General features: G+C 63.3%; 30 protein-coding genes. 18 read left to right on the plus strand and 12 right to left on the minus strand.

From position 1 onward, the window contains the following. The first annotated feature begins 124 nt into the window (after positions 1–124). Entirely contained in the window at positions 125–553 is a 429-nt protein-coding gene (locus NKH38_RS09830) for a DUF6481 family protein (RefSeq protein ID WP_023673205.1), read from the plus strand. Between the two features lie 87 nt (positions 554–640). On the opposite strand, the gene sugE is transcribed toward NKH38_RS09830, so the two are convergent. Together sugE and NKH38_RS09840 are read right to left on the minus strand one after the other, a co-directional pair. Continuing rightward, complete coding sequence (sugE, locus tag NKH38_RS09835) at positions 641–955, minus strand: quaternary ammonium compound efflux SMR transporter SugE (protein WP_023681326.1); 315 nt, start codon at positions 953–955, stop codon at positions 641–643. A gap of 214 nt (positions 956–1,169) precedes the next feature. Further along, positions 1,170–1,436 carry a hypothetical protein gene (locus NKH38_RS09840; protein WP_032999253.1) on the minus strand — a complete coding sequence of 89 codons (267 nt, stop codon included), beginning with the start codon at positions 1,434–1,436 and terminating at the stop codon, positions 1,170–1,172. A 71-nt stretch (positions 1,437–1,507) separates the two neighbouring features. Here NKH38_RS09840 and NKH38_RS09845 point away from each other — a divergent pair, with 71 nt between their 5' ends. The 4 genes from NKH38_RS09845 to NKH38_RS09860 all read left to right on the plus strand — a co-directional run bounded on the left by NKH38_RS09845 (position 1,508) and on the right by NKH38_RS09860 (position 4,751). Further along, complete coding sequence (locus NKH38_RS09845) at positions 1,508–2,317, plus strand: transglutaminase-like domain-containing protein (protein ID WP_023687480.1); 810 nt, start codon at positions 1,508–1,510, stop codon at positions 2,315–2,317. A gap of 110 nt (positions 2,318–2,427) precedes the next feature. Continuing rightward, entirely contained in the window at positions 2,428–3,381 is a 954-nt protein-coding gene (locus NKH38_RS09850; protein WP_023819256.1) for a cation diffusion facilitator family transporter, read from the plus strand. A 77-nt stretch (positions 3,382–3,458) separates the two neighbouring features. Continuing rightward, on the plus strand, positions 3,459–3,863 hold the full coding sequence (locus tag NKH38_RS09855; RefSeq protein WP_352759506.1) for a GFA family protein: 405 nt from the start codon (positions 3,459–3,461) through the stop codon (positions 3,861–3,863). An 81-nt stretch (positions 3,864–3,944) separates the two neighbouring features. Next, on the plus strand, positions 3,945–4,751 hold the full coding sequence (locus tag NKH38_RS09860; protein ID WP_023703801.1) for a class I SAM-dependent methyltransferase: 807 nt from the start codon (positions 3,945–3,947) through the stop codon (positions 4,749–4,751). A 101-nt stretch (positions 4,752–4,852) separates the two neighbouring features. On the opposite strand, the gene NKH38_RS09865 is transcribed toward NKH38_RS09860, so the two are convergent. Continuing rightward, complete coding sequence (locus tag NKH38_RS09865; RefSeq protein WP_023692996.1) at positions 4,853–6,106, minus strand: DNA recombination protein RmuC; 1,254 nt, start codon at positions 6,104–6,106, stop codon at positions 4,853–4,855. A 103-nt stretch (positions 6,107–6,209) separates the two neighbouring features. Here NKH38_RS09865 and def point away from each other — a divergent pair, with 103 nt between their 5' ends. From def to truA, 4 genes are read left to right on the plus strand one after another with little or no spacing between them, the layout of a single operon-like run. Further along, a complete protein-coding gene (gene def / locus NKH38_RS09870; RefSeq protein WP_023673213.1) occupies positions 6,210–6,740 on the plus strand; it encodes a peptide deformylase in 531 nt (176 codons plus the stop codon). 5 nt (positions 6,741–6,745) lie between these two features. Further along, positions 6,746–7,696 carry a methionyl-tRNA formyltransferase gene (fmt, locus tag NKH38_RS09875; protein WP_352759488.1) on the plus strand — a complete coding sequence of 317 codons (951 nt, stop codon included), beginning with the start codon at positions 6,746–6,748 and terminating at the stop codon, positions 7,694–7,696. Then, a complete protein-coding gene (locus NKH38_RS09880) occupies positions 7,693–8,199 on the plus strand; it encodes a GNAT family N-acetyltransferase (protein WP_023673215.1) in 507 nt (168 codons plus the stop codon). The genes fmt and NKH38_RS09880 overlap by 4 nt, the downstream gene beginning before the upstream one ends. 11 nt (positions 8,200–8,210) lie before the next feature. After that, positions 8,211–8,966 (plus strand): tRNA pseudouridine(38-40) synthase TruA, encoded by a 756-nt coding sequence (truA, locus tag NKH38_RS09885; protein WP_023681338.1) that lies wholly within the window; start codon positions 8,211–8,213, stop codon positions 8,964–8,966. On the opposite strand, the gene NKH38_RS09890 is transcribed toward truA, so the two are convergent. Both NKH38_RS09890 and dapE read right to left on the minus strand, forming a co-directional pair. Continuing rightward, positions 8,963–9,568, minus strand: coding sequence for a transporter (locus tag NKH38_RS09890; RefSeq protein ID WP_352595189.1), 606 nt, complete (start codon positions 9,566–9,568; stop codon positions 8,963–8,965). The genes truA and NKH38_RS09890 overlap by 4 nt on opposite strands. A gap of 2 nt (positions 9,569–9,570) precedes the next feature. Then, positions 9,571–10,761 (minus strand): succinyl-diaminopimelate desuccinylase, encoded by a 1,191-nt coding sequence (gene dapE / locus NKH38_RS09895; protein ID WP_352759469.1) that lies wholly within the window; start codon positions 10,759–10,761, stop codon positions 9,571–9,573. A 115-nt stretch (positions 10,762–10,876) separates the two neighbouring features. On the opposite strand from dapE, the gene NKH38_RS09900 reads away from it, so the two are divergent. Further along, positions 10,877–11,890: a 2-dehydropantoate 2-reductase gene (locus NKH38_RS09900; protein ID WP_352759462.1), complete on the plus strand. Its 1,014-nt coding sequence runs from the start codon at positions 10,877–10,879 to the stop codon at positions 11,888–11,890. Positions 11,891–11,956: 66 nt separating this feature from the next. Here the strand turns inward: NKH38_RS09900 and NKH38_RS09905 are convergent, their stop codons facing one another. Genes NKH38_RS09905 through dapD form a run of 3 tightly spaced genes read right to left on the minus strand, consistent with a single transcriptional unit; the run spans position 11,957 to position 14,004 of the window. Continuing rightward, a complete protein-coding gene (locus NKH38_RS09905) occupies positions 11,957–12,727 on the minus strand; it encodes a hypothetical protein (RefSeq protein WP_023673220.1) in 771 nt (256 codons plus the stop codon). Positions 12,728–12,748: 21 nt separating this feature from the next. After that, the gene (locus NKH38_RS09910) at positions 12,749–13,153 is read right to left on the minus strand and encodes a DUF805 domain-containing protein (protein WP_081725464.1); all 405 of its coding nucleotides are present in this window, start codon (positions 13,151–13,153) and stop codon (positions 12,749–12,751) included. Then, positions 13,150–14,004 (minus strand): 2,3,4,5-tetrahydropyridine-2,6-dicarboxylate N-succinyltransferase, encoded by an 855-nt coding sequence (dapD, locus tag NKH38_RS09915; protein ID WP_023673222.1) that lies wholly within the window; start codon positions 14,002–14,004, stop codon positions 13,150–13,152. Before dapD ends, NKH38_RS09910 begins: the two co-directional genes overlap by 4 nt. A gap of 147 nt (positions 14,005–14,151) precedes the next feature. Between dapD and NKH38_RS09920 the strand changes: the two genes are divergently transcribed. Continuing rightward, positions 14,152–14,997, plus strand: a complete 846-nt coding sequence (locus NKH38_RS09920; protein ID WP_023681343.1) for an LOG family protein — start codon at positions 14,152–14,154, stop codon at positions 14,995–14,997. Between the two features lie 80 nt (positions 14,998–15,077). Here NKH38_RS09920 and NKH38_RS09925 read toward each other — a convergent pair whose 3' ends face one another. Next, complete coding sequence (locus NKH38_RS09925) at positions 15,078–15,797, minus strand: pyrimidine 5'-nucleotidase (protein WP_352759442.1); 720 nt, start codon at positions 15,795–15,797, stop codon at positions 15,078–15,080. A gap of 175 nt (positions 15,798–15,972) precedes the next feature. Here NKH38_RS09925 and NKH38_RS09930 point away from each other — a divergent pair, with 175 nt between their 5' ends. From NKH38_RS09930 to NKH38_RS09940, 3 genes are all read left to right on the plus strand, one after another. Continuing rightward, positions 15,973–16,734, plus strand: a complete 762-nt coding sequence (locus NKH38_RS09930) for a GGDEF domain-containing protein (RefSeq protein ID WP_023681345.1) — start codon at positions 15,973–15,975, stop codon at positions 16,732–16,734. 178 nt (positions 16,735–16,912) lie between these two features. Then, positions 16,913–17,083 (plus strand): hypothetical protein, encoded by a 171-nt coding sequence (locus tag NKH38_RS09935; protein ID WP_197031281.1) that lies wholly within the window; start codon positions 16,913–16,915, stop codon positions 17,081–17,083. Further along, positions 17,080–18,519: a GMC oxidoreductase gene (locus tag NKH38_RS09940; RefSeq protein ID WP_023821729.1), complete on the plus strand. Its 1,440-nt coding sequence runs from the start codon at positions 17,080–17,082 to the stop codon at positions 18,517–18,519. Before NKH38_RS09935 ends, NKH38_RS09940 begins: the two co-directional genes overlap by 4 nt. Before the next feature lie 196 nt (positions 18,520–18,715). Here NKH38_RS09940 and phhA read toward each other — a convergent pair whose 3' ends face one another. Next, positions 18,716–19,552: a phenylalanine 4-monooxygenase gene (gene phhA, locus NKH38_RS09945; RefSeq protein WP_023687466.1), complete on the minus strand. Its 837-nt coding sequence runs from the start codon at positions 19,550–19,552 to the stop codon at positions 18,716–18,718. A 139-nt stretch (positions 19,553–19,691) separates the two neighbouring features. Here phhA and NKH38_RS09950 point away from each other — a divergent pair, with 139 nt between their 5' ends. From NKH38_RS09950 to NKH38_RS09960, 3 genes are all read left to right on the plus strand, one after another. Beyond that, positions 19,692–20,168, plus strand: coding sequence for an Lrp/AsnC family transcriptional regulator (locus NKH38_RS09950; protein WP_023687465.1), 477 nt, complete (start codon positions 19,692–19,694; stop codon positions 20,166–20,168). 111 nt (positions 20,169–20,279) lie between these two features. Continuing rightward, positions 20,280–21,827 carry a magnesium-protoporphyrin IX monomethyl ester anaerobic oxidative cyclase gene (gene bchE / locus NKH38_RS09955; RefSeq protein ID WP_023744897.1) on the plus strand — a complete coding sequence of 516 codons (1,548 nt, stop codon included), beginning with the start codon at positions 20,280–20,282 and terminating at the stop codon, positions 21,825–21,827. A 112-nt stretch (positions 21,828–21,939) separates the two neighbouring features. Further along, entirely contained in the window at positions 21,940–22,338 is a 399-nt protein-coding gene (locus tag NKH38_RS09960; RefSeq protein ID WP_023687463.1) for a RidA family protein, read from the plus strand. A 42-nt stretch (positions 22,339–22,380) separates the two neighbouring features. Here the strand turns inward: NKH38_RS09960 and argB are convergent, their stop codons facing one another. Together argB and NKH38_RS09970 are read right to left on the minus strand one after the other, a co-directional pair. Beyond that, on the minus strand, positions 22,381–23,274 hold the full coding sequence (gene argB, locus NKH38_RS09965) for an acetylglutamate kinase (protein ID WP_013528489.1): 894 nt from the start codon (positions 23,272–23,274) through the stop codon (positions 22,381–22,383). Between the two features lie 77 nt (positions 23,275–23,351). Continuing rightward, positions 23,352–23,582: an amidase family protein gene (locus tag NKH38_RS09970; protein ID WP_023696030.1), complete on the minus strand. Its 231-nt coding sequence runs from the start codon at positions 23,580–23,582 to the stop codon at positions 23,352–23,354. A gap of 56 nt (positions 23,583–23,638) precedes the next feature. Here NKH38_RS09970 and NKH38_RS09975 point away from each other — a divergent pair, with 56 nt between their 5' ends. Beyond that, positions 23,639–23,875, plus strand: a complete 237-nt coding sequence (locus tag NKH38_RS09975) for a hypothetical protein (RefSeq protein WP_023696029.1) — start codon at positions 23,639–23,641, stop codon at positions 23,873–23,875. Positions 23,876–23,967 lie beyond the last annotated feature (92 nt).

The following is a 23,967-nucleotide window of genomic DNA, read 5'->3' on the forward strand; positions in this document are numbered from 1 at the left end:
CAGGGAAAACGCGTCTCCCGGCTGCAACAGCCTAAACTTTCATGGCTGGCATACCGTTTTGGCGCTTGAACTCTCGGTTTTCGCGCGTATGTAAGCGTCGCGAATTGACTTCAGGGAAGTGGACTTGGCTATCTACAGGGAAAAAGACATTTTCGAGCGGCGCAATGCCGCGAACGAGGCAAAGAAGGCGCTTCTGGAGCGCTTCAAGTCGAAGCCGGCGGCTGATGATCCTGCGGTTCTGGCCAAACAGGCCGAACGCAAGGCGATTCTTGAGGCTCGCGAAATACGCGAGGCCGAAAAGGCCAGGCTGAAGCAGGAGAAGCTGGCACGCGAGGCGGTCGAGAAGGCCGAGCGCGAGGCAGCAGCCGAAGCGGCGCGTATTGCGGCCGAAGAGGCAGCGCAGGCTGAAGCGAAGATCAAGGAAGCCGAAGAAAACGAGCGCATTGCCCGTTTGCTGGCAGACGAAGCCGAACGCAAGGCCAAGCGCGACGCACGCTATGCGGCGCGCAAGCAGCGTACCGGCAGGACGCCTCCGGGCTTCTCCGCCCGCTAACGCTTCGATCGAAACGATCGCCATCAGGGTCGCCTTGCAGCGGCCCTGATGGCGTTTGCCTAATTTAAGGATTTGATGCCTCGGAGCTCAGGCGGCGAGCTTCAGCCCCATAATGCCGCAGACGATGAGCGCGATGCAGGCGAGCCGGATGGCCGTCGCCGGCTCGCCCAGCAGCCAGATGCCAAGCAGCGCCGTGCCGACCGTGCCGATGCCGGTCCACACAGCATAGGCCGTGCCGACGGGCAGCGTCTTCAGCGCCAGGCCAAGCAGGCCCAGGCTGATGATCATCGAGGCGACGGTTAGCACCGTCGGCAACGGCTTCGAGAAGCCGTCGGTGTATTTGAGGCCGATCGCCCAGCCGATTTCGAACAGACCAGCGAAAAACAGAAAAATCCACGACATCGGGATGCACTCCATTCCATGAGCATGGCGGGCCGTCCCGGCCGGACTTTTGAGAAAGGCGCGAGGTCGTCCTCGCCGCTTCGGTATAAGCGGCTGCGCCGGTCCGATCAACAAAACACCGGCAGCATCGTTCATGCCGCCGGTGTCAAAATCTGCGCCGAAACGGTTTGCCCGGATCTCAGCCGTCCCAAGATATTGACGACCTAAGGCGGGCTTACTTTTCCTTGAGCCTCATCGCCTTCACGGGCGGCGCCTTCAGCGCCGGAGCCGCGGCGGGCTTCTTGGCGTCTTTTTTCGGCTTGCGAGCTTCCTTGCCCGCCTTCATCGCACCTTTAGCCATGATTCGTTCCTCCAGTTGCTGGGAGGCCAAGTGAAACAAGAGAAACGCCGGACTGCAAGAGGGCTGGCGTCCGTCGCCGGCGCCGCGGGCCGCTTTCAACCGGTTTCTAATTTGCTCGTAAACCATTGCGGTCCGTGCCATGGTTGTCTTCGCACTGCAGCATCGGCCATGCCTTCGCCCGGCGATGATCAGGCAGTGCGGTCAGGACGACAATGCGAATCCGCATCGGCAGCGAGATGAGTTTCGATTTTCCGCAGGAAACGCCGCTGATCGCGATGCTCAACGTCCACTACTCCAGGGCCTCCGATCTCGAGCGCCCGGATTTCCTGACCTCCAACCCGCCGGTGCCGATCCAGAGCTACCGCGACAGTTTCGGCAATTGGTGCAACCGTTTCGTTGCCCCGCCCGGTCGCTTCACCTTCGGCACCGATTCGGTAATCCGCGACCCCGGCACGTTCGAGATGGGCGACCTGATGGCCTGGCAGCACGAGGTGCGCGATCTGCCGTCGGACACATTGCTCTTCCTGTTGCCGAGCCGCTTTTGCGAGAGCGATCTGCTGGCCAGCGAAGCCTGGCGGCTGTTCGGGCATACGCCGCTTGGCATTGCGCGCGTCCAGGCGGTCTGCGACTTCGTCCACAACCACATCGTCTTCAGCTACGGCAATGCGCGGCCGACCCGCACCGCGGCGGAAGCCTATCGCGAGCAAAGCGGCGTCTGCCGTGACTTTGCCCACCTCGCCGTCACCTTCTGCCGTGCGCTAAACATCCCGACCCGCTACTGCACCGGCTATATCAGCGACATCGGCCTGCCCAAACCTTGGGCGAGCATGGATTTCGCAGCCTGGATGGAGGTCTATCTCGGTGGCCGCTGGCATGTCTTTGACCCGCGCAACAATTCGCCACGCATCGGCCGCATCCTGATCGCGTCGGGTCGCGACGCCGCCGACGTGCCGCTGACCCACATCTTCGGACCGGGCACGCTGGCCGGTTTCAAGGTGTGGACGGACGAGATCATCGAATAGGGGCGTCTTTCCGCAAGCTGGCCTACAAGACCCTGAACGACCGGGCGATTCGTGCGTTGTGATGCCTGTGGAGCTCAGGGGCGTTACATCAGGTTCCTTGGAGGGCCAGCATGGCAGCACATGGCGGGTCGAAGACGGTCATCTACGCGGCGCTCGCCGGTAATCTAGCTATTGCTGTTACCAAATTCGTCGCCGCCTTCTTCACCGGCAGCTCGGCGATGCTGTCGGAAGGCGTGCACTCGCTGGTGGATACCGGCAATGGCGGGCTGCTGCTCTACGGCATGCACCGCGCCGCCCGTCCGCCGGACCGCACGCATCCGCTCGGCCATGGCCGCGAGCTGTATTTCTGGAGCTTCATTGTCGCCCTGCTCGTATTCGCGCTCGGCGCCGGCGTGTCCTTCTATGAAGGCGTCGTCCACATCATGGCGCCTGAGCCGGTCGCCAATCCCAAAATCAACTACATTGTGCTGGGCCTCTCAATGCTGTTCGAGGGCAGCTCCTGGTACGTGGCGCTGAAGGAGTTCCGCCAGCAGAAGGGCAAGCAAGGCTGGCTGCAGGCCGTGCAATCGAGCAAGGATCCGAGCGTCTACACGATCCTGTTCGAGGACAGCGCCGCCCTGCTCGGTCTGTTCGTCGCCTTCGCCGGCATATTGGCGGCCGAACTCCTCGACATGCCCGAACTCGACGGCGTCGCCTCGATCGGCATCGCGATGATCCTCGGCGCCACCGCCATCTTTCTGGCGCGCGAAAGCAAGGGATTGCTCATCGGTGAGCCGGCCTCGCCGGAAGTGCAGGCCAAGGTGCTGGCCATCGCCCAGCAGGATCCGGCAGTGCAGCGGGCCAACGGCGTTCTCACCGTCCATCTCGGCCCTCGACAGATCGTCGCTGGGCTGAGCATCGAATTCGAGGACCATCTGACGGCGCCTGAGATCGAAGCCTGTGTCGAGCGCATCGAGGCGCTCTTGAAAAAAGAAATGCCGGAGATCACCAGGCTGTTCGTCAAGCCGCAGACGACCGGAACCTGGGAGCACCGGCGCAAGCAGGTCGAGGCAGCGTCGGACTAGTTCTGGACCAGCAGTCCACCGTTGGCCCCATCGCCTGGTCCCGCTAAGATCACCCGACGGATTTCGGAGAATCAACCATGAAAATCGATGGTGGGTGCCATTGCGGCGCCATAACTTATGAAGCAGAGGTCGACCCGGAAAAGACCTCTATCTGTCATTGCACCGACTGCCAGCAACTGACCGGCACCGCCTTTCGTGTCACTGTTCCCGCGCCTGAGGATCATTATAGGATCACAAAGGGCACACCGAAGGTCTATATCAATACGGGATCGAGCGGCGCCAAGCGTGCCCAGGCGTTCTGCGGCGACTGCGGTTCGCATCTTTACGCAACGTCGGTTGGCGACGGGCCGAAGGTCTATGGGATCAGGGCGGGGACCGCGCGGCAACGCGAGGATCTCGTTCCGACCCAACAGAAATGGCACCGATCGGCCCTGCACTGGCTTCCGGAATTCGAGGGCGTAAGCATCGTAGAGGCGCAGTAGCACCTGCCTCCCGGTTAAGCGCGGCCCAAACCAGCCAATAATGTGCTAGGCTAGCCATCAAACGGATGGCGGGGGATAGCAATGTCGGAAACGGACAAAGTGTTTGCCGGCTCGATTCCGGAAAACTACGACCGCTACATGGTGCCGCTGATCTTCGAGCCGTTCGCCGCGGATTTGGCACGACGGGCAGCGTCCTTGTCGCCCGGCGCCGTCCTGGAAGTCGCCGCCGGCACCGGCGTTGTTACCCGCGCATTGGCGCCAAAACTGTCCCCTGGCGCAAGCTATGTCGTGACCGACCTCAACCAGCCTATGCTCGACTACGCGGCCTCGCGACAAGCTCCCGACAGTCGCATACAATGGCGTCAGGCGGATGCTCTGGCGCTGCCGTTCGAAGATGCGGCTTTCGATCTCGTTTGCTGTCAGTTCGGCGCGATGTTCTTTCCCGACCGAGCCGCCGGCTATCGCGAAGCAAAGCGGGTCCTGAAGACCGGCGGCCATTTCCTGTTCAACGTGTGGGATCGCATCGAAGAGAATGTATTCGCCAATGATGTGACGAATGCTCTTGCGGAGATTTTTCCGAACGATCCGCCCCGCTTTCTCGCCCGCACGCCGCACGGCTACAATGACATTGCATTGATCCGCGGCGAGTTGGAAGCCGCAGGTTTCTCCCGTGTGGTGATCGACACGAGGGCCGAACAAAGCCGTGCCTCCTCGCCGCGCCTTCCGGCGGTTGCCTATTGCCAGGGAACTCCGCTTCGCAACGAAATCGAGGCTAGAGGAAAACTGGAAGCCGCAACCGATCACGCCGCGTCCGTGATTGCAGCCAGACACGGCAGCGGCGAGGTTGCGGCCAAGATCCAGGCGCACGTGATCGTGGCTACGGTCTAATGCATGGCGCCCAGAAGTGTGCCGCGGTTCTGGGACAACGACATGCATCAAAACAAAGACTTTTAAAGCGCGTCGTATGAATCCGTTCAGCGCGACGCGCTTTAATCGTCGCCTTCGACGACACGCAGCCTGAGCTGCCCCGTCTTGGAATCCGCCACCCGCACCCCGGCTTCGGCCTTGGCGGGTCCGCCACCGCGCACTTCGGCTTCGCTTTCGCCAAACTCCAGCGCTTCGATCTTTTGGCCGCGCTTGGTCACCTTCGACGTCGACACCAGTATCTCGTCGATATCCTTGGCCGACTGGCCAAAATGCGTCTGCAACCGGCGCACGCGTTCGTCGACGCGCGCGACGTCTTCCATCAGCCGGATCACCTCGCCCTGGATCAGATGCGCCTGTTCGCGCATGCGGGCGTCCTTGAGGATGGCCTGGATGACCTGGATCGACAGCATCAAAAGCGACGGCGAGACGATGATGACACGCGCCCGGTGCGCCTTCTGGACCACGGCGTCGAAATTCTCGTGGATTTCGGCGAACACCGATTCCGACGGCACGAACATGAAGGCGGTGTCCTGCGTCTCGCCCTGGATCAGGTATTTTTCCGAGATATCGCGGACGTGAATTTCGATGTCGCGGCGGAAAGCCTGGGCCGCGATCTTCTGTTGTTCGGCGCCATCGGCGGCGCGGATGGCGTTCCAGGCTTCCAGCGGAAACTTGGCGTCGATGGCAAGCTGCGGCGCACCGTTCGGCATCCTGACCAGGCAGTCGGGACGGCTGCCGTTTGACAGCGTTGCCTGGAACTCGTAGGCGCCCATCGGAAGGCCGTCGGCGACGATCGCCTCCATGCGCGACTGGCCGAAGGCGCCGCGCGTCTGCTTGTTGGACAGGATCGCCTGCAATTGCACGACCTGGCCGGCCAGCGACTGAATGTTGCCTTGCGCGGTGTCGATGACCGCCAGCCGTTCCTGCAGTTTGGCGAGGCTCTCATGCGTCGATTTGGTCTGTTCGGTCATGGTTTGACCGAGCCTGCCGGTCATGGCGTCGAGGCGCTGGCCGATCGACTGGTTGAGTTCGGCCTGCCTTGCGCCGAACACGTCGGCGATGGCGCCCATGCGGCCCTGCATCTCGGCCTGGCTTTGCAAAATGCCGGCCATCCGCGCCTCGGCGTCGCGGGCGTGGTCGGCAGCTTCCGCCGCGGCGATGGTGCGCGCCTTGGCCGATCGCCACAGCGCCACGACAAGCGCCAGGAACAGGCCGAGAAACACCAGCGCGCCGAGGGCCAGTGCATGGCCGAGCGTGATCGTCGTGGCGCCAAGCCGGGCAACGGGTTCGGAAAGGATGGTGCTCAGGTCGTTCATCCCGCCAGCATAGCCGATTCGCAGACCTGGCACAGATCAAAACGTGAACGAGACCGATTCGCACCGGTTGACGCTTCTCCTGCGACGTTTTAGGTGAGGCGCCATGTCGATCAAGCCGCTCATCATCCTTCCCGATCCTATCCTGCGCCAGGTTTCCAAACCGGTCGAACGCGTCGACGCGCCTTTGCGCAAACTGGCCGACGACATGCTGGCGACGATGTATGATGCGCCGGGCATCGGCTTGGCCGCAATCCAGATCGGCGAGCCGCTGCGCATGCTGGTCATCGACCTCGCCAAGGAAGACGAGCCGCCGGCGCCGCATGTCTTCATCAATCCCGAAATCCTCGAAAGCGCCGACGCTCGCTCGGTCTACGAGGAAGGCTGCCTGTCGATCCCGGACTATTACGCCGAGGTCGAGCGTCCCGCCTCGGTGCGCGTGAAATATCTCGACCGCGACGGCAAGCTGCAGGAGATCGAGGCCGAAGGCCTGATGGCGACCTGCCTGCAGCACGAGATCGACCATCTCAACGGTGTGCTGTTCATCGACCACATCTCGAAGCTGAAGCGCGACATGGTGGTCAAGAAGTTCAAGAAGCTCGCCAAGGACAAGGCGCCGGGCAAGCTGGTGGGATAGGGAAGATGCCGCTTCGCGTCATCTTCATGGGCACGCCGGAGTTTTCGGTGCCGGTGCTGCGCGCGATTGCCGAGGCCGGGCACGAGATAGCAGCCGTCTACACCCAGCCGCCGCGCGCCGCGGGCCGCCGCGGGCTGGAGCTGACACCGTCGCCGGTGCAGCGCGAGGCTGAGCGGCTGGGCATCGAAGTGCGCACGCCGCTGTCGCTGAAGGGCGAGGCCGAGCAAGCTGCTTTCCATGCGTTGCGTGCCGATGTCGCGGTCGTCGTCGCGTATGGTTTGCTGTTGCCGAAGGGTATTCTGGAGGCTCCGCGCCTCGGCTGCCTCAATGGCCACGCGTCGCTTTTGCCGCGTTGGCGTGGTGCAGCTCCCATCCAGCGAGCCATTATGGCCGGCGACGTCGAAACCGGCATGATGGTGATGCGCATGGAAGAGGGCCTGGACACCGGTCCGGTGGCACTGGTTGAAAAATGCGCCATAGAGCCCGACATGACGGCCGGCGATCTGCACGACCGCTTGATGAATATTGCTGCCACGCTGATGGTGGAAGCGCTGTCCCGATTGGAGACAAATACCCTGGCATCGACTTTGCAGGCGGCTGACGGGGTGACCTACGCCAGGAAAATCGATAAGCCGGAGACACGTGTGGACTGGACGCGCCCGGCTGCGGAGGTCCACAATCACATTCGCGGCCTGTCGCCATTCCCGGGCGCCTGGTGCGAGGCCGACATCGGCGGCCGCACGGAACGGCTGAAACTGCTTCGCTCGACGCTTTCTGAAGGTACGCTTTCTGAAAGCATGGGCGAGTCGGGAGGAATTCTCGATGACCGGCTGACGGTCGCCTGCGGGTCGGGCGCGGTCAGGCTGGTCGAAGTTCAACGGGCGGGCGGAAAGCCTGCTGCCGCGCAGGAGTTTCTGCGCGGGGCCAAGATCGAAAAAGGAATGAAGTTCTCATGAGCATGATGTCGATACGCGGCGCGACGCCGCGGGACCGCGAGGCCATACGCCTGGTCGAGGAACACGCATTCGGCCAGCAGGCGGAGGCCGGGCTGGTCGACGCTCTGGTCACCGGCGGCGACGCCGTTGTCGAACTGGTGGCGGAAGAAGACGGCCAGGTGGTCGGCCACATCCTGTTTTCCAGGCTGTTCGTCCAGAACGGCGGCAAGCAGTTCGCAGCCGTGGCGCTGGCGCCGTTGGCGGTGGAACCTTCGTTCCACGGCTCGGGCATTGGCGGTGCGCTGATCCGCGAGGCGCATATCCGCCTCAGGGATGGCGGCGAGACGCTCGCCGTTGTGTTGGGCGATCCGGCCTATTACGGCCGCTTCGGCTACAGCCATGCGCGCGCCGAAAAGTTCGAGAGCGAATATCAGGGCGAAGCGCTGCAGGCGCTGGCCTGGGGTGACGCACCCGAAAAAGGCAAACTGGTCTACGCCCAGGCCTTTACCGCACTCGCCGCCTGAACGAAGGGTGTATGCCGCGTTTTCGTCTCGATATCGAATATGACGGCAGCCTCTTCGCCGGCTGGCAACACCAGGCGGATCAGCCTTCGGTGCAGCAGGCGATAGAGCAGGCGATCGAGAAATTTTGCGGTGAGGCGGTGCGGATACGCGCCGCCGGCCGCACCGACGCCGGCGTGCATGCGACCGCCCAGGTGGCGCATGTCGACCTCGCCAAGGCATGGCCAAACGACAAGGTGCGCGACGCCGTCAACGCGCACCTGCAGGCGGCAGGCGCGCGCATCGCCATCCTGCAGGCCACGGTTGTCCCCAATGAGTTCGACGCCCGTTTCTCGGCCACCGGACGGCACTATCTCTACCGCATCCTCAACCGGCGCGCGCCTGCAGCGATGGAAAAGGGCAAGGTCTGGTGGGTGCCGAAGCGGCTCGATGCGGACGCCATGCACGAAGCGGCGAAAGTCCTGCTCGGCCGACATGACTTTACCACCTTCCGCTCGACGCAATGCCAGGCCAATAGTCCGGTGCGGACGCTGGAGCGGCTCGATGTAAGCCGCCAGGGCGACCTGATCGAAGTCAGGGCCTCGGCGCGCTCTTTCCTGCACAACCAGGTGCGCTCCATGGTCGGTTCGCTGAAACGCGTCGGCGACGGCGGCTGGACCGCCGCCGACCTCAAGGCCGCGCTCGCTGCACAAGACCGCGCCGCCTGCGGCCAGGTGGCGCCGCCCGACGGGCTTTTTCTCGTCGGTGTAGACTATCCGGAAAAGTTCTAAGCCGGAGCGGCGGTCGGCACAGTGATGCCGAGCAGCGCCACCAGGCCGAACAAGACGGCCAGAGACACCACCAACATGCCTGCGAACACGGCGCTGCCGACAGCCGCGCCCTTGCCGATCGCGGCGTTGGTCATCCGCCAGGAGAGTACCAGCGACAGCACCACCAGAACCAGCCACACCAATTCGGCAACCGGGTTGCCAGACGGCAGGAAAAGCCTGATCAGCGCTGAAGGCAGCAGCATCCAGGCAGTGATCGCCGACGCCCAGTTGCTGGCGACGACATAGTGGACGAAGCGGTCGCCGATGCCGGCGCGCGATGCGACCAGGGCAAGCACAACCAGGGGCAGCAGCCACGAGCCGAGGTCGACGGTCGCCAGGCGAATCAACATGCCCAGCCGGCCCGCGAACGCATTGGGATCGCCGATCTCGTTGGCCGTGCCGACCCAGCCGACGATCATCGCCGGCGCGGCGACGACGATGGAGAAGAAGGAATTCCAGAAGCCGTCCGCCGACAGGTCGAGCAGCCGCAAGCCGTCGGCCTTTCCGAGCATCAGCCGCCAGGCGCCGTTAAGCGATGAAGAGGTCTCGTCAACCGAAAGCATGATCAGCCCTGCTCGAACCAGTCATCGATGAAGCGCTGGTAGATTTGGGTCAGCGTCTCGAGGTCGGCCAGTGCGACGCGCTCGTCGACCATGTGCATGGTCTTGCCGACCAGGCCGAACTCGACCACCGGGCAATAGTCCTTGATGAAACGCGCATCCGAGGTTCCGCCCGAGGTGGACAGCGCCGGCTCCTTGCCGACCGTCGCCTTGATCGAGCCGCGCAGCGTCCCGATCAGCTTGTCGTCGCGCGTCAGGAAGACATGGCTCGGCCGGTCGCGCCAGATCAACTCGTAGTCGACCGGCGTCTTGCCGGTCCGGTATTTCTTGCGCTTCGCCGCCTGGTCGAGGCGGTTATGGATCTCGGCCTGCACCGTCTCGGCAGTCCATGTGTCGTTGAAGCGGATGTTGAAGGTGGCTGTCGCCTTGGCCGGAATAACATTGGTCGCGGGGTTGCCGACATCGATCGAGGTCACTTCCAGATTGGTCGGCTGAAAATCCTTCGTGCCCTTGTCGAAGACGGGCGACAGCAAGGCGTCGACCAGGCTGATCAGGCCGCGCACCGGATTGTCGGCGAGCAATGGATAGGCGACATGGCCCTGGCGGCCGTTGACCGTGACACTGCCCGACATCGAGCCACGCCGGCCGATCTTGATCATGTCGCCGAGCGTGTCCGGATTGGTGGGCTCGCCGACGATCGCGGCGTCCCATTTCTCGCCCCTGGCCGCCGCCCAGTCGAGCAGTTTTGTCGTCCCGTTGATGGCCGGCCCCTCCTCGTCGCCGGTAATCAGCAGCGAGACCGAGCCTTTCGGACCACCCTTGTTCTCGACATGGCGCGCCACGGCAGCGATGAAACAGGCAATGCCGCCCTTCATGTCGACGGCGCCGCGGCCGTACATCTCGCCCTTGGCGATCTCAGCGGCAAAGGGCGGATGCGTCCACGACGCCTCGTCGCCCGCCGGCACCACGTCGGTATGGCCGGCAAACATCAGATGCGGCCCATTACCGGAGCGGCGCGCGTAGAGGTTCTCGATGTCGGGGGTGCCGTGTTCGGAAAACACAGGGCGTTCGACGGAAAAGCCGAGCGGCTTCAGCATGCCTTCCAGGGCAGCCAGCGCGCCGCCCTCGGCGGGCGTTACGGAGGCGCAGCGTATGAGGGTCGCGAGGTTGGCGGCGGGATCGGTCGGCAGTTTCATGGGCAAAGCGATAGTCGAAAGCGAAAGGCCTGTCACGGCCAGAGATGATGACCGATCCTGCCGCCGACATTATGGTTTTCCTGTCGTATAGTGCAGGCCAACACGAGATAATCGCATGGCCAACGCCGAAAAGACCATCGTCATTGCCGGCGCCGGCAGCATCGGCTGCTATGTCGGCGGTTGCCTGGCGCTGGCCGGACGCAAGGTGGTGTTTTTGGCGCGGCCAGGCATAGCGGCGGCCTTGCTGGGCGGTGGCCTGCGCATCACCGATCTCGATGGTCGCGACCGATCCATCCGGCCGGAGTCCGTCACCACCGATCCCGCCGCTGCCCTCGCCAGCGCCGACGTGGTGCTGGTGACGGTCAAGAACGGCGCTACCGAGGAGATGGCGTCGCTTGTTGCCGGACATGCGCGCGGCGATGTCGTGGTGGTCAGCCTGCAGAACGGCGTCGGCAATGCCGACCGGTTACGCGCCGGGCTCGGTGGCCGGACTGTGCTCGCCGGCATGGTGTCGTTCAATGTCGTCCAGTCGGCCGTAGGCAATTTGCCGCTTCACCTGCATCGCGCCAGCGACGGCAAGGTGATGATCGAAGACGGTATGGCCGGGCTTGCCGGCCTTCTCGATGTCGAAGGGCTTGGCGTGGAAACGCGTGCCGATATGAAGGCCGTGCAGTGGGGCAAGCTGCTGATCAACCTCAACAACGCGCTTGTCGCCTTGTCCGGCCTGCCGCTGGCGAGCGAACTTGCCGACCGCCGCTGGCGGCGGATCCTGGCCGGTCAGATCGACGAGGCCCTGGCGGCGATGAAGGCGTTACATATCGCGCCGGCGCGGATCGGCGGCTTGCGTCCCGGCCTGCTGCCGAAGCTGCTCCGGCTGCCGGACTGGCTGTTCCGGCTGGTCGCCCGCCGCATGCTCGCCATCGACCCGCAGGCGCGCTCGTCGATGTGGGACGACCTCCAGCGCGGTCGGCCGACCGAGATCGGTGACCTGCAGGGGGCCGTCCTGAGCCTCGCCGAAAAGGCCGGCACGCCGGCGCCTCTGCTGAAGCGGGTCACCGCGCTGGTGCGGCAGGCCGAGCGGGAAAAGCGCGGCTCACCCGGGCTGACGCCGGAAGCCGTCACTGGATAGTCTACTTGCCGCGAGCCTCGGGCCTTGGCCCGCATAGCCCGAAAACAGGCGCGTGGGCCCGCCGCGTCACAGCTTTGGTGCGCGCCTCGGAGCCGGCGCTTTGCTCGCCGGGCCTGGCGCCGGCACGGGCTGCGCCGCCGGGTGGTTCTCGATCAGCGTGATCTTCTGCCAGATCTTGCGCGACAGGTTGGACGCCAGGTTCTCGACGTCGTTGACGCCGTCGATGACCACATCGTCATTGACGGACTGCGCAAACAGCGCCGCGATCTTGCCGGTGATCGACAGCATTTCCGAGCAATAGTCGAGGTAGCGCGCCAGGTCGGCGGCATTGGTGATGCGAGCCGGCGAATGCGCGGTCGGCCTGAAATTGGCGGACAATGCTGCCGGATCCTTGGTCAGCTGGTGCATGTCGATGACATGGATCAGCGATCTCAACCCATGCAGCTGGCGAAACACCCGCTTGCGCTTGATGCGCTCCTCGGTGCGGATCAGCGCCAGCAGGCCGAGCACGGCAAGGATCATCATGTTGATCGTGGCTTCGATGCCTTGCACCGACTGCACCGCATCGTCGGCCTGCGAGATATGGATGAGCGGCAGGATGGTGCCGACGAATAGGAAGATCAGCGCGCCGGCGGCAACAGCGGCGACGATGGCGCCGCGCAGCCACCAGATCGGCGCTTCCAGCGCCTGCGCCGCCTTGGCCAGGTCGCGCGACAGCGACACCAGTTCGGCGGCGACGCCGCGCAGGCCGGCATCGGGAAAACGCTCGGCGACGCGCTCTTCCAGCCGCTCGGCGGTGTCGATGATCAGTTTCGGATCAAGCGTGCGGTAGCGCATGGCGAGATATCCGGTCGGCGCTCATGGTTCAGCCGGCGCGTTGCTGCGTTTGCCGTAGCGGTTCGGACCGGGGTCACCGCGGAAACACGCTAGAACGATGAGAAGAATGGGGCCGATGATAAGAGAGATCAATGCGTAATAAGTCGGCTTGCCGAAATCATGAAACCGCTTTGCGGTTACCGCAAAGCTCGACCATGTCGAGATGAGCAAAACGACCCAGAACACAAGTGCCCAGTTCTGGCTGGTTGCGGTGCCGGGTTCCAGTCTCGACAACTGGTAGAGCGGGAAAAACTGTGCAAGCACCAGCAGCAGCCCGGCGAGCACGTAGGCACTTGGGCTGACGCGCCCTGAGAGGCTGAAGAAAAGCCAGGGAAGTGGTGGTGTGTTGGGCAATCTGGAGCGCTCTGGTTGCTCGGACAGGATCAATCACGCAGCAGTTCGTTGATCGAGGTTTTCGACCGGGTCTTGGCATCGACGCGCTTGACGATGACGGCGCAGTAGAGGCCAGGGCCCGGCTCGTTGTTCGGAAAGGCCTTGCCCGGCATCGAGCCGGCGACGACGACCGAATTAGGCGGCACCTCGCCATAAAACACTTCGCCGGTGGCGCGGTCGACGATCTTGGTCGACTGGCCGATGAACACACCCATTCCGAGCACCGAGCCTTCGCGCACGATGCAGCCCTCGACCACTTCGGAGCGCGCGCCGATGAAGCAATTGTCCTCGATGATGGTCGGGCCGGCCTGCATCGGCTCCAGCACCCCGCCGATGCCGACGCCGCCCGAGAGGTGCACATTCTTGCCGATCTGGGCGCAGGAGCCGACCGAGGCCCAGGTGTCGACCATGGTGCCGCTATCGACATAGGCGCCGACATTGACGAAGGACGGCATCAGCACCGCGCCCGGCGCGACATAGGCCGAGCGGCGCACGATCGAAGACGGCACGGCGCGGAAGCCTGCCTTCTCGAAATCGACCGCGCTCCAGCCGTCGAACTTCGACGCCACCTTGTCCCACCAGACCGCCTGGCCGGGGCCGCCCTTGATGATCTCCATCGGATAGAGCCGGAACGAGAGCAGCACCGCCTTCTTCAGCCATTGGTTGACATGCCATTTTCCATCGGCCTGGCGCTCGGCAACGCGCACGGTGCCACGGTCGAGCAGGTCGAGTGAGGACTGGATGGCGTCGCGCGTTTCGCCCCGGGTCGCGGTCGAAATCGTGTCGCGCTCCTCGAAGGCCTTCTCGATCGTCTTTTCGAGGCTGGCCAGATCAGGCTTCGACATGAATTCGCTCCGTTACCACGCTGTTAAGGCCGTCGGCCTTAACCTTGTTTTGAAAGTCGCGCGGACCCTATGTTAAGGCGTATTGGGGGTCAATCGCGCGTGCGCCATGGGACGGCGCAAGTGAACTGTTGGGACGGGTAGAAGCATATGACTCCTATGGAAAAGGCGGGATGGACGCCGCTGCCGCATTCGGACGAGGATCTGGAGCGCTCGAAAAGCGTTCCCGACACGCCGCAGACGCGCGCCGAAACCTACCGGCTGGCCTGGAACGATCCCGACTTCATGACGCGCCGGGAATTGCGCGCTGTGCGCTTGCAGCTTGAGCTCTTGAAGCCCGAAATGATCCTGGCCGAGCGCGGCATCCGCTCGACGGTCATCCTGTTCGGCGGCGCGCGTATTCCCGAGCCCGGCGGCGAGGCCTGGGCCGCCAAGAACGAGACGCAGAAGAAAAACCTCGAGGAAAACAGCAAATACTACGAGGAGGCGCGCAAATTCGCCCGCCTCTGCTCACAGCAATCGGCCACGTCCTACTACCGCGAATTCGTCGTCGTCACCGGTGGCGGCCCAGGCGTCATGGAGGCGGGAAATCGCGGCGCCGACGATGTCGGCGCGCCGTCGATCGGCCTCAACATCGTCCTGCCACACGAGCAGGCGCCGAACGCCTATGTGACCCCGGAGCTGTGCTTCAACTTCCACTATTTCGCCATCCGCAAGATGCATTTCGTGATGCGCGCCAAGGCCGTCGCGGTGTTTCCGGGCGGCTTCGGCACCATGGACGAGTTCTTCGAGACGCTGACGCTGATCCAGACCGGCCGCATGGAACGCGTGCCGGTGATCCTGTTCGGCAAGGCCTTCTGGCAGCGCGCGATCGACCTCGATTTCCTGGCCGAACAAGGCACCATCACGCCCGGCGACCAGGATATCATCGACTTTGTCGACACCGCCGACGAGGCCTGGGGGATCATCAGCCGCTTCTACAAGTTGGGGGAGTAGGGGAACCGGGAATTGAGGAGATGAAGAATTGAGGAAAAGGAGGTCCGGATCGGTCTTCCTTTCACCAGTTCTTCAATTCTTCAGCTCCTCAATTCCTCAATTCCCTCCACTATCCCCGTCAGAAACGTCGCCAGATCGTCGGTGACGAAATCGACGTCGTCCTCATTGGCCGGATCGCGTTCCCAGATCTCGGCAAAGGTCGGCTCGAAATTGCGCGGCACCACCAGCACCGTGGTCATGCCCAGTGATTTCGGCACCTCGAGGTTGCGGGCGAGATCCTCGAACATCACCGCATTGTGTCCGGTGACGGCGTGCAGTTCGGCAAACTTCTCATAGGTCTGCCGCGACGGCTTCGGCGTCAGCCCGGCGGCGACGATATCGAAAATGTCGTCGAAATGGTCGAGTATGCCGAGCTGGCGCGCGGTGCGCTCGGCGTGCCTGCGGTCGCCATTGGTGAAGATGAACTTGCGGCCGGGCAGCTGGCGGATTGCGGTGCCCAGCACCGGATCCGGCACCAGCCACGAATAGTCGATATCATGCACCTTTTCGAGAAAGTCGTCGGGGTCGATGCCATGACGCGTCATCAGCCCGTTCAGCGTCGTGCCATATTCGAGATAGAGTTCCTTCTGCAGCTTGCGCGCTTCCTCGCGCGGCAGCGTGAGCAGTTCTCCGACATAGGCCGTCATCTTGACGTCGATCTGCGAAAACAGATTCGAATGGTGCGGATAAAGCGTGTTGTCGAGGTCGAACACCCAGTCGGTGACATGGGCGAAGCGGGCGGGATCGGGCAGCGTGGTCATGGCGTCCTTATGGCATGAAATATCTGCCGTTCGAACCCCTTTCTGATGTAGAGCTTATCCACAACCTATGTGCATCTAGAGTTGTAAAAATGGGCTCACCATTCAAATTTTAGCCATCACGGAAAGGTGGCCTTCAGGGCTTGCTGGCACAGAGACGGTTCAGTGGGAGCCAGCGATGAGTCGCATAGTCTTAAAGTCCGCCGCGGTCGCATTCGGCTCGGTAGCCATCTCGCTTTTGCTGACGCTGATCATCGTTCCCGCCATGGGTTTTCCGGTCGACCGCACTGTCTGGCTGACATCGACGGTGTGCCCGCTGGCGCTCGCCTGGATCGCCTGCGCCAGCACCTTCTGGCAGAGCGACCGACTGAAAAACGCGCATCGCGATCTCGCCCGCGCGCATGCCCAGCTCGCCGCCGCGCATCGGCGCCTGTCGGCGAAGGCGAGCCGCGACGACATGACCGGCATGCTCAACCGCGAGAGCTTCTTTGCCGCGTTGGACGGCTCGCGGCGCAAATCCGATCGCGGCGCGCTGCTGATCATCGACGCCGACCATTTCAAGGCGATCAACGACAGTTTCGGCCATCTGACCGGCGATGACGCACTGGTGTTGATCGCCAGCGCCATCGAGCGCGGCGTCCGCAGCGGCGACGTGCTCGGCCGCATTGGCGGTGAGGAGTTCGGCGCCTTCCTGGTCGGCGCTACGGAAGCCGAAGCCCGGCGCGTGGCCGAGCGCATCCGCCGTGAAGTCGAGCTGGTCCGCTTTCGTCCGGTCGACGAGCGCACGGTGCCGCTGACCGTCTCGATCGGCGGCATCACCTGTGCGCAAGATGCCGATGTCTCGGACCTGATGCGCGCCGCCGACCGCCGGCTCTACGAGGCCAAGCACCGCGGCCGCAATTTGTCGATCCTAGACCGGGATATTTCCGAAGCTGCCTGAGGTGTTGGTGGTGGGGCTGTTAACGGTTCGCCGACATTGTTTCCACGCAACTGCGCCGTTTACCGGGTTGTAACTCGTTTACACGCAAGGCTTGGCACGGGAATGGCATGTCTGGCCGGTACGTGTGCCGTTCAGGGAACGCTATGCGTGGATCGAAGCCCCCATCCAGAGACGTGTCATGAGTTTGTTCATCAGGAAAATATCGCGCCGCACCATCGTGCAGGCGCTGATTGCGATGCCGGCGCTACAGCTTTTTCGCAAGCTGCCTGACAGCGACCGCCCCCCGGCCGATCCCGACGAGATCGTCGTGGTCAATGGCTGGATCCTGAAGCGGAGCGACCTGGCATGATCTTCGACAGCTATGAGGCGTTTCGAGCCTCGGATTTCAAGCCCAAGGTCTGCATTCTCGGCTCCGGGCCGGCCGGCACCACCATTGCCAGAAAGCTCGGCGCCGCCGGCATTCCGGTCGTGGTGCTGGAGGCCGGCGCACGCGAATTCAGCGACGAGTCGCAGGATTTCTACCGCGGCTCCACGGTCGGCGATCAATATTTCGATCTCGACATCACCCGGCTGCGCTTCATGGGCGGGTCGTCGAACCACTGGGCCGGCTGGTGCCGCGTGCTCGACAAGCAGGACTTTGAGCCCAAGGCATGGGCGCCGGACACCGGCTGGCCAATCGCCCGGACCGACATCGAGCCCTATCTGTCCGAGGTGCACGACATACTCGAGCTTCCCGACTTCAAGCCCGATGTGCCGATTTCAGACGACATACGCTGGGTGCAGCTGATCAAGAGCCCGGCCGTGCGCTTTGGCGAGAAATTCTCCGACGAACTCGACAAGAGCAAGAACATAGCGCTCGTCCTCAACACCTATGCCACCGAACTTGCCGGCGACGGCAAGCGAGTGACCGGCGCCAGGCTGTGGTCGAACGGCAAGGATGCCGGCGCCTTCAGCGCCGATTATTTCATCGTCTGCGCCGGCGGGCTGGAGAATTCGCGGCTGCTTCTATGGTCGAACCAGCGCTCGAATGGCGGCGTGGTGCCGAACGCCACGGCACTTGGCCGCTACTGGATGGAGCACCCGACCTTCGAGGGCGGCAATGCCATCCTGGCCGATTACAGCGAGTTCGAGGTCGATGCCGTCAACGAGGCGTTCTTCTCGCCGACGCTCGCCGCCATGGAGCGGCTGCAGATCATGAATTTCGGCATACGCCTGATCGAGACGCCCTATGCCGGCGTCAAGAGCCTGATTGCCGACCTTGCCTGCACCGCGCCCGAGGCCGCCGAATGGGTCGCCTACCAGCTCAGCCAGAACCTGCGCTGCGCCGCCCAGCTCTACGTCGCCTGGGAACAGGCGCCGCTGGCCTCGAACCATATCGAATTGTCGAAGACCGATGTCGACCGTGCCGGCGTGCCGCGCATCGAGCTGCACTGGAAGAAGTCGCCGTTGGAGCGCCGCACCATCCTCGAGGGGCTCAAGCTGTTCGGAACGACGCTGATCGAGAAGGACCTCGGCCGCGTCCGCATCATGGACTGGCTGACCAATGGCGAGGACTACCCGACGGATGAGGAACTGGCCGGCCACCATCATATGGGCGGCACGCGCATGGGCACCGATGTCACCAAGAGCGTGGTCGACGCCAACTGCAAGGTGCACGGCATGGACAATCTCTATGTCGGCGGTTCCTCGGTATTCTGCACGTCGGGCGAATGCAACCCGACGACGACGATCACCGCACTTGCCTGCCGGCTAGGCGACCATCTGACCAAAGTAATCACGGTGTGACGAAGTCATCCCCCCGGTGTGACGAAGTCATCACCGTCTGATTGTCAAAAAAGCGAACGGCGCGACAGGATTTCTACCGGCGCTACCCATGCCTTGGTGTCGAAACCCTCGGAAATCAGCGCCAACGAGATCTCCCTCCCCCTTGTGGGGAGGATTAAGGGTGGGGATAGGTGCCGCGCAAACCCTTCAGGATTTGCTAAACCGTCGCTGGATCCAGGGTCGGCTGCCCCTTGCGGCGGGCAACGATCGCCTTGAAATCGGCGGTCCGGAACGCATCGCGCAGCACGTCGAAGGACGGCAGCACGAAATAAGCGCGCTGGAACTTGTCGATCTCGTAACCGGTGCGCATTACCGTTTCGAGGTCGAAGGGCACGTGGTGCGCGTCCGGGCTCGCGACGGCGAACTGCAATTCGGTGAACGACGACATCAGCCCGGCGCCGAAAGCTTTCAGCTTCTGGCCCTCCTCCTGTATCAGCCCGTATTCGGCGGTGTACCAGTAGAGCCGGGTGATCATCTCGTCACCGCCCAGCGCAATCACGCTCTCGGCCTTTTCGCCATACATCTGCATGAAGTCGGCAAACACCGGCTGTGTCAGGATGGGCACATGGCCGAAGAAGTCGTGGAACATGTCGGGTTCGACGATGTAGTCGAGCTCGTCCTTGGTGCGCAGCCAGTTGGTCACCGGAAAGCGCCGGTTGGCGAGATGGTCGAAGAAGGGCGCGGCCGGGATGAGGCCAGGCACGGCGACGATTTCCCAGCCGGTCAGCTTGCGCAGCCTGTCTGAGACCGCGCCGAAATCCGGGATCTTGTCGAGCAGGCCGAGTGCGGCGACGCCATCGAGATAGGAATGGTGCGCCAGCTTCTGCGTCAGCTTGGTCTGCCGGTCGCACAGCGTGCGCCACACCGCCTGTTCGTCGGCGCTGTAATCATAGCCCTGCGCCACGGTGAAATCGGAACGGCACACTGAATAGTCGCCACGCAGGCCTTGCGCCGCGCAATCACGGGCATATTCGGCAACGCTCATCGTCGTCATGGTTCTTCTCCCCTGATCGTGACACTTGAATCTGTCCGCAGAGTCTAGCGGCGGCCGGCGAGGCAATTCAGCTTTGATGATGGCTTGGGTCCATGATTTGAGGTAAAAATCACCAAGCAGAAGCTGAAAGAGAGTGAAAATGCCTCAGTTCGACGATTTCGAGATCAAGATGCTGGATGTGCTTCAGCGCGATGGACGCAAGCCCGTGTCCGAACTGGCGCAGGAGATCGGCCTGTCGACGACGCCTTGCGCCCGCCGCTTCGAGGCGCTGCAGGAGGCCGGCATCATCAAGGGCTTTGCCGCCGTGCTCAACCGCCGCGCCGTCGGCCTGATGGTCGAGGTGTTCATCCAGGTGCGGCTCACCAGCCACAGCGACGGTTCGCCCGAAACCTTCATCGCCGCCGTGCAACGCATGGACGAAGTGTCGTCATGCTGGACGATGACCGGCGACCACGATTTCCTGCTGCACGTCATGGTGCCGTCGGTCGACGAACTCAACGCCTTCGTCATGCACCGCCTGATGCGCCTTGCCGGCGTGCGCGACGTTCACACCCAGCTGGTGCTGCAGAACATCAAGGGCCCGGGCCACGTGCCGCTCGCCCACCTCAGGCGGTAGGACACGCACCGCCATTTCTGCGGAAAGGCTGCACGCAAACTGCTGAACGGAGCCCAAATGCGAAACTGAAACGCCGGCTATGCCATGCGGACCGTCGCTCAAAGGTCCGTCATGAACATCGTGCTGATCAATCCGCCGCACACCGCCATCGGCAGCCGCGTGCCCGATGACCATCTGCCACCGCTCGGCCTGCTGGCACTGGGCGGCCCGCTTATCGACGCCGGCCATAAAGTCCGGCTGGTCGATGCCGAATTCGGGCCGATGCCGTTGGAAACTCTGGTGCGCGATGCGCTCAGCGGCCAGCCCGATTGCATCCTGATCGGCCACTCCGGCTCGACCTCGGCGCATCCCACCGCGCTCGCGATCGCCCGCATGGTCAAGGCGCTCGAGCCGGCGACGCTGGTGATCTATGGCGGCGTGTTCCCGACCTATCACTGGCGCGACATATTGGCGGCGAGCGATGTCTTCGACTTCATCGTGCGCGGCGAGGGCGAGGCAACCATCCTTGCCCTGGTCGTGGCACTGGACAATCGCCGGCCGCTGGGCGATGTCGCGGGTATCGCCTATCGCGACGATCTCGGCCGCCCCTTCGCGACGCGGCCGGCCGGGACCACTGCCAATCTGGACGAGTACCGCGTCAGCTGGGAGCTGATCGATCACCGCCGCTACAGCTATTGGGGCGGCAAGCGCGCCGTGGTCATGCAGTTTTCGCGGGGCTGCCCGCATCTGTGCAACTATTGCGGCCAGCGCGGTTTCTGGACCCGCTGGCGGCACCGCGACCCCAAAAAATTTGCGCAGGAGATTGCCTGGCTGCACCGCCAGCACGGCGTCGAACTGATCAACCTCGCCGACGAAAACCCGACCGTATCGAAGAAGGTTTGGCGCGCCTTTCTCGATGCGCTGATCGCCGAGAACGTGCCGGTGCTGATCGTCGGCTCGACCCGGGCCGACGACATCGTGCGCGATGCCGACATCCTGCACCTCTATCGCAAGGCCGGCGTCATCCGCTGGCTGCTCGGCATGGAAAACACCGACCAGCAGACGCTTCAACTGATCCGCAAGGGCGGCAGCACCTCATCCGACCGCGAGGCGATCCGGCTGCTCCGCCAGCATGGCATACTGTCCATGGCGACCTGGGTGGCGGGGTTCGAGGATGAGACCTTTCGCGATCTGTGGCGCGGCTTTCGCCAGCTGCTTGCCTACGACCCCGACCAGATCCAGGCGCTCTATGTCACGCCGCACCGCTGGACGCCGTTCTTCCGCATCGCCAAGGACCGCAAGGTGATCCAGACGGATGCCCGGCTGTGGGACTACAAGCACCAGGTGCTGCAGATGACCCGGCTGAAACCGTGGATGCTGTTCTTCTCGGTCAAGCTGATCGAGGTCGCGGTGCAGTCGCGGCCGAAGGCGCTGGCGCGCATTCTCTTCCACCCCGATCCCGAACAGCGCCATTCGATGCGCTGGTACACCCAAATGGGCCGCCGCGTGTGGTTCCGCGAGGTCTGGGGTTTCCTGGCCCGCGACCGCCGCCTCAAGGATGGTCCGACGCTGGCTGAGTTCTGGGGCGCTCCGCAGGATGCCGATGAGGAATCCATGCTCGTCATGCGCCCGTCGCGCAAGCCGGCCGAAGCGGCTGTCGCGATCTCGGCCGGCACCTGACCGGCTCGCTGCCATTCATAGATACGTACCGTATGCGTATTGACATACGCGGCGTATGTACCCACCTCATGCATACGGGACGTATGTGAGTGCCCCGGACAATGGAGTGAAAATGACCAAACGTGACGCGATCTTTCCTGCCGGCAGGCAGGCTCTCTACGAGATCAATCGCTATTCTGCTGCAATCCGATCGGGCGATCTTTTGTTTGTCTCGGGCCAGGTCGGCAGCCGCGAGGACGGGTCGCCCGAACCTGTCTTCGAAAAGCAGGTCCAGCTTGCCTTCGACAATCTCGCGGCAGTGCTGAAAGCAGCGGGCGCCACGTTCGACGATATAGTCGACGTGACCACCTTCCACACCGATCCGGCAACGCAATGGCCCGTGATCGATGCCGTTCGGCTGAAGGTGTTCGGTGAACCGCCCTACACCAATTGGACGGCGGTCGGCGTCAACTGGTTAGCCGGCTTCGACTTCGAGATAAAGGTCATCGCGCGCCTGCCCCAGCCTGCCTAAGGGCTGGCCAGCCGACCAACTGGCCGCCAAGCCAGTTGCCGATCAGGGCACGATTAGCGTGCCGGCGCCGTGTTCGGTGAACAGTTCCAGAAGCACCGCATGCGGCGTCTTGCCGTTGAGGATGACGACGCCTTCGACGCCGCGCTCGATCGCCTCGATGCAGGTCTCGACTTTGGGGATCATGCCGCCCGACACCGTGCCGTCCTTGATCAGCGCCTTGGCTTCGGCCACCGTCAGCTCGTCGATCAGCTTCTTGTTCTTGTCGAGCACGCCGGGCACGTCGGTCAGGAACAAAAGGCGCGTCGCCTGGCAGGCGCCGGCGATGGCGCCGGCGAAGGTGTCGGCATTGATGTTGTAGGTATGGCCATCGCGGCCGGGCGCCACCGGCGCCAGCACCGGGATCATTTCGGAGCGCGCCAGCAGGTCGAGCAGGGTGCGGTCGACTTCGACCGGTTCGCCGACGAAACCGAGATCGAGCACACGCTCGATGTTGGAATCCGGGTCGATCATGGTCTTGCGCGCCTTTTCGGCGAACACCATGTTGCCGTCCTTGCCGCACAGGCCGATCGCCCATTCGCCCTCGGCGTTGATCAGCGCGACGATCTCCTTGTTGATCGAACCGGCCAGCACCATCTCGACGATTTCGACCGTCTTCTGATCCGTGACGCGCAGTCCGCCTTCGAACTTGGATTCGATGCCCATCTTGGCCAGCATGGCGCCGATCTGCGGCCCGCCGCCATGGACGACGATCGGGTTGACGCCGGACTGCTTCAGCAGCGCGATGTCACGGGCGAAAGCCTTGCCGAGCTCGATATCGCCCATGGCATGACCGCCATATTTCACCACCACCGTCTTGTGCTCGTAGCGCTGCATATAGGGCAGGGCCCGCGAGAGCAGGGCGGCCTGCATTTCGGCGGTGGCGGTGATCTCCGTCATCGGCATGGTTCCCTGGATGTGGGTAAGGACGGCGGCGTCTTAGCGGGAATTGGCCCAGGCCGCAAACAGCTTTGCTATCACGATGATGAAATCTGCCGGATCAGGCCGGCACCTTGAGCGGCGCCCGCCGCGTCAGCCACCCGGAAACCTTCTCCATCTGCGCAGCAAGCGACAAAAGCGTCCTGCTCGTCGCCGGGGCGGCCGACGGCCTGGATGCCGAGCGGCAGGCCGGCATCGGTGACATGGACCGGCAGCGCGATCGACGGCTGGCCGCTGACATTCTGGATCGCCGGCCAGTGGTGAACCACAGGCTCTTGTCCATCAATTGCCCAAACAAGGATCTGATCTCCAAGAGACGGGTCAAATGCAATTTGTCGAGCAGGTTTTCGATGAGCTCGTCGGCCCCCTTCGGGTCCATGGCGCCTCAGGCAAGCGGCGGATGCGCAATGATCGGGTTGCCTCGGCGCGCGCGATCGCAGCATCGACAAGGTCTGGCGGCGAGATCTCGCCTCTGTGCAACAGCTCTGCCAAGCCGGTCGCATCGTTCTCCCACAGCATCCGTTCGGCCGACATTGCTGTTCCCCTATCTGCGGGAGGCTAACGACAGCCGATTTCCTTGGCAACCGACCGGCGATTACTGGCGATCGGGCGCGGACATCGATTGCGTGGACAACAAGATTTCTGCCTTTGCAA

The organism is Mesorhizobium sp. M1078, assembly GCF_040318615.1.
In the GTDB taxonomy this organism is placed as follows: Bacteria; Pseudomonadota; Alphaproteobacteria; order Rhizobiales; family Rhizobiaceae; genus Mesorhizobium.

What these genes read in the sequence shown, in the direction of transcription:
- sugE (WP_023681326.1), bottom strand. Translation starts at nt 955, where the DNA reads ATGTCGTGGATTTTTCTGTTTTTCGCTGGTCTGTTCGAAATCGGCTGG.
- NKH38_RS09840 (WP_032999253.1), bottom strand. Translation starts at nt 1,436, where the DNA reads ATGGCACGGACCGCAATGGTTTACGAGCAAATTAGAAACCGGTTGAAA.
- NKH38_RS09845 (WP_023687480.1), top strand. Translation starts at nt 1,508, where the DNA reads ATGCGAATCCGCATCGGCAGCGAGATGAGTTTCGATTTTCCGCAGGAA.
- NKH38_RS09850 (WP_023819256.1), top strand. Translation starts at nt 2,428, where the DNA reads ATGGCAGCACATGGCGGGTCGAAGACGGTCATCTACGCGGCGCTCGCC.
- NKH38_RS09855 (WP_352759506.1), top strand. Translation starts at nt 3,459, where the DNA reads ATGAAAATCGATGGTGGGTGCCATTGCGGCGCCATAACTTATGAAGCA.
- NKH38_RS09860 (WP_023703801.1), top strand. Translation starts at nt 3,945, where the DNA reads ATGTCGGAAACGGACAAAGTGTTTGCCGGCTCGATTCCGGAAAACTAC.
- NKH38_RS09865 (WP_023692996.1), bottom strand. Translation starts at nt 6,106, where the DNA reads ATGAACGACCTGAGCACCATCCTTTCCGAACCCGTTGCCCGGCTTGGC.
- def (WP_023673213.1), top strand. Translation starts at nt 6,210, where the DNA reads ATGTCGATCAAGCCGCTCATCATCCTTCCCGATCCTATCCTGCGCCAG.
- fmt (WP_352759488.1), top strand. Translation starts at nt 6,746, where the DNA reads ATGCCGCTTCGCGTCATCTTCATGGGCACGCCGGAGTTTTCGGTGCCG.
- NKH38_RS09880 (WP_023673215.1), top strand. Translation starts at nt 7,693, where the DNA reads ATGAGCATGATGTCGATACGCGGCGCGACGCCGCGGGACCGCGAGGCC.
- truA (WP_023681338.1), top strand. Translation starts at nt 8,211, where the DNA reads ATGCCGCGTTTTCGTCTCGATATCGAATATGACGGCAGCCTCTTCGCC.
- NKH38_RS09890 (WP_352595189.1), bottom strand. Translation starts at nt 9,568, where the DNA reads ATGCTTTCGGTTGACGAGACCTCTTCATCGCTTAACGGCGCCTGGCGG.
- dapE (WP_352759469.1), bottom strand. Translation starts at nt 10,761, where the DNA reads ATGAAACTGCCGACCGATCCCGCCGCCAACCTCGCGACCCTCATACGC.
- NKH38_RS09900 (WP_352759462.1), top strand. Translation starts at nt 10,877, where the DNA reads ATGGCCAACGCCGAAAAGACCATCGTCATTGCCGGCGCCGGCAGCATC.
- NKH38_RS09905 (WP_023673220.1), bottom strand. Translation starts at nt 12,727, where the DNA reads ATGCGCTACCGCACGCTTGATCCGAAACTGATCATCGACACCGCCGAG.
- dapD (WP_023673222.1), bottom strand. Translation starts at nt 14,004, where the DNA reads ATGTCGAAGCCTGATCTGGCCAGCCTCGAAAAGACGATCGAGAAGGCC.
- NKH38_RS09920 (WP_023681343.1), top strand. Translation starts at nt 14,152, where the DNA reads ATGACTCCTATGGAAAAGGCGGGATGGACGCCGCTGCCGCATTCGGAC.
- NKH38_RS09925 (WP_352759442.1), bottom strand. Translation starts at nt 15,797, where the DNA reads ATGACCACGCTGCCCGATCCCGCCCGCTTCGCCCATGTCACCGACTGG.
- NKH38_RS09930 (WP_023681345.1), top strand. Translation starts at nt 15,973, where the DNA reads ATGAGTCGCATAGTCTTAAAGTCCGCCGCGGTCGCATTCGGCTCGGTA.
- NKH38_RS09935 (WP_197031281.1), top strand. Translation starts at nt 16,913, where the DNA reads ATGAGTTTGTTCATCAGGAAAATATCGCGCCGCACCATCGTGCAGGCG.
- NKH38_RS09940 (WP_023821729.1), top strand. Translation starts at nt 17,080, where the DNA reads ATGATCTTCGACAGCTATGAGGCGTTTCGAGCCTCGGATTTCAAGCCC.
- phhA (WP_023687466.1), bottom strand. Translation starts at nt 19,552, where the DNA reads ATGACGACGATGAGCGTTGCCGAATATGCCCGTGATTGCGCGGCGCAA.
- NKH38_RS09950 (WP_023687465.1), top strand. Translation starts at nt 19,692, where the DNA reads ATGCCTCAGTTCGACGATTTCGAGATCAAGATGCTGGATGTGCTTCAG.
- bchE (WP_023744897.1), top strand. Translation starts at nt 20,280, where the DNA reads ATGAACATCGTGCTGATCAATCCGCCGCACACCGCCATCGGCAGCCGC.
- NKH38_RS09960 (WP_023687463.1), top strand. Translation starts at nt 21,940, where the DNA reads ATGACCAAACGTGACGCGATCTTTCCTGCCGGCAGGCAGGCTCTCTAC.
- argB (WP_013528489.1), bottom strand. Translation starts at nt 23,274, where the DNA reads ATGACGGAGATCACCGCCACCGCCGAAATGCAGGCCGCCCTGCTCTCG.
- NKH38_RS09975 (WP_023696029.1), top strand. Translation starts at nt 23,639, where the DNA reads ATGCAATTTGTCGAGCAGGTTTTCGATGAGCTCGTCGGCCCCCTTCGG.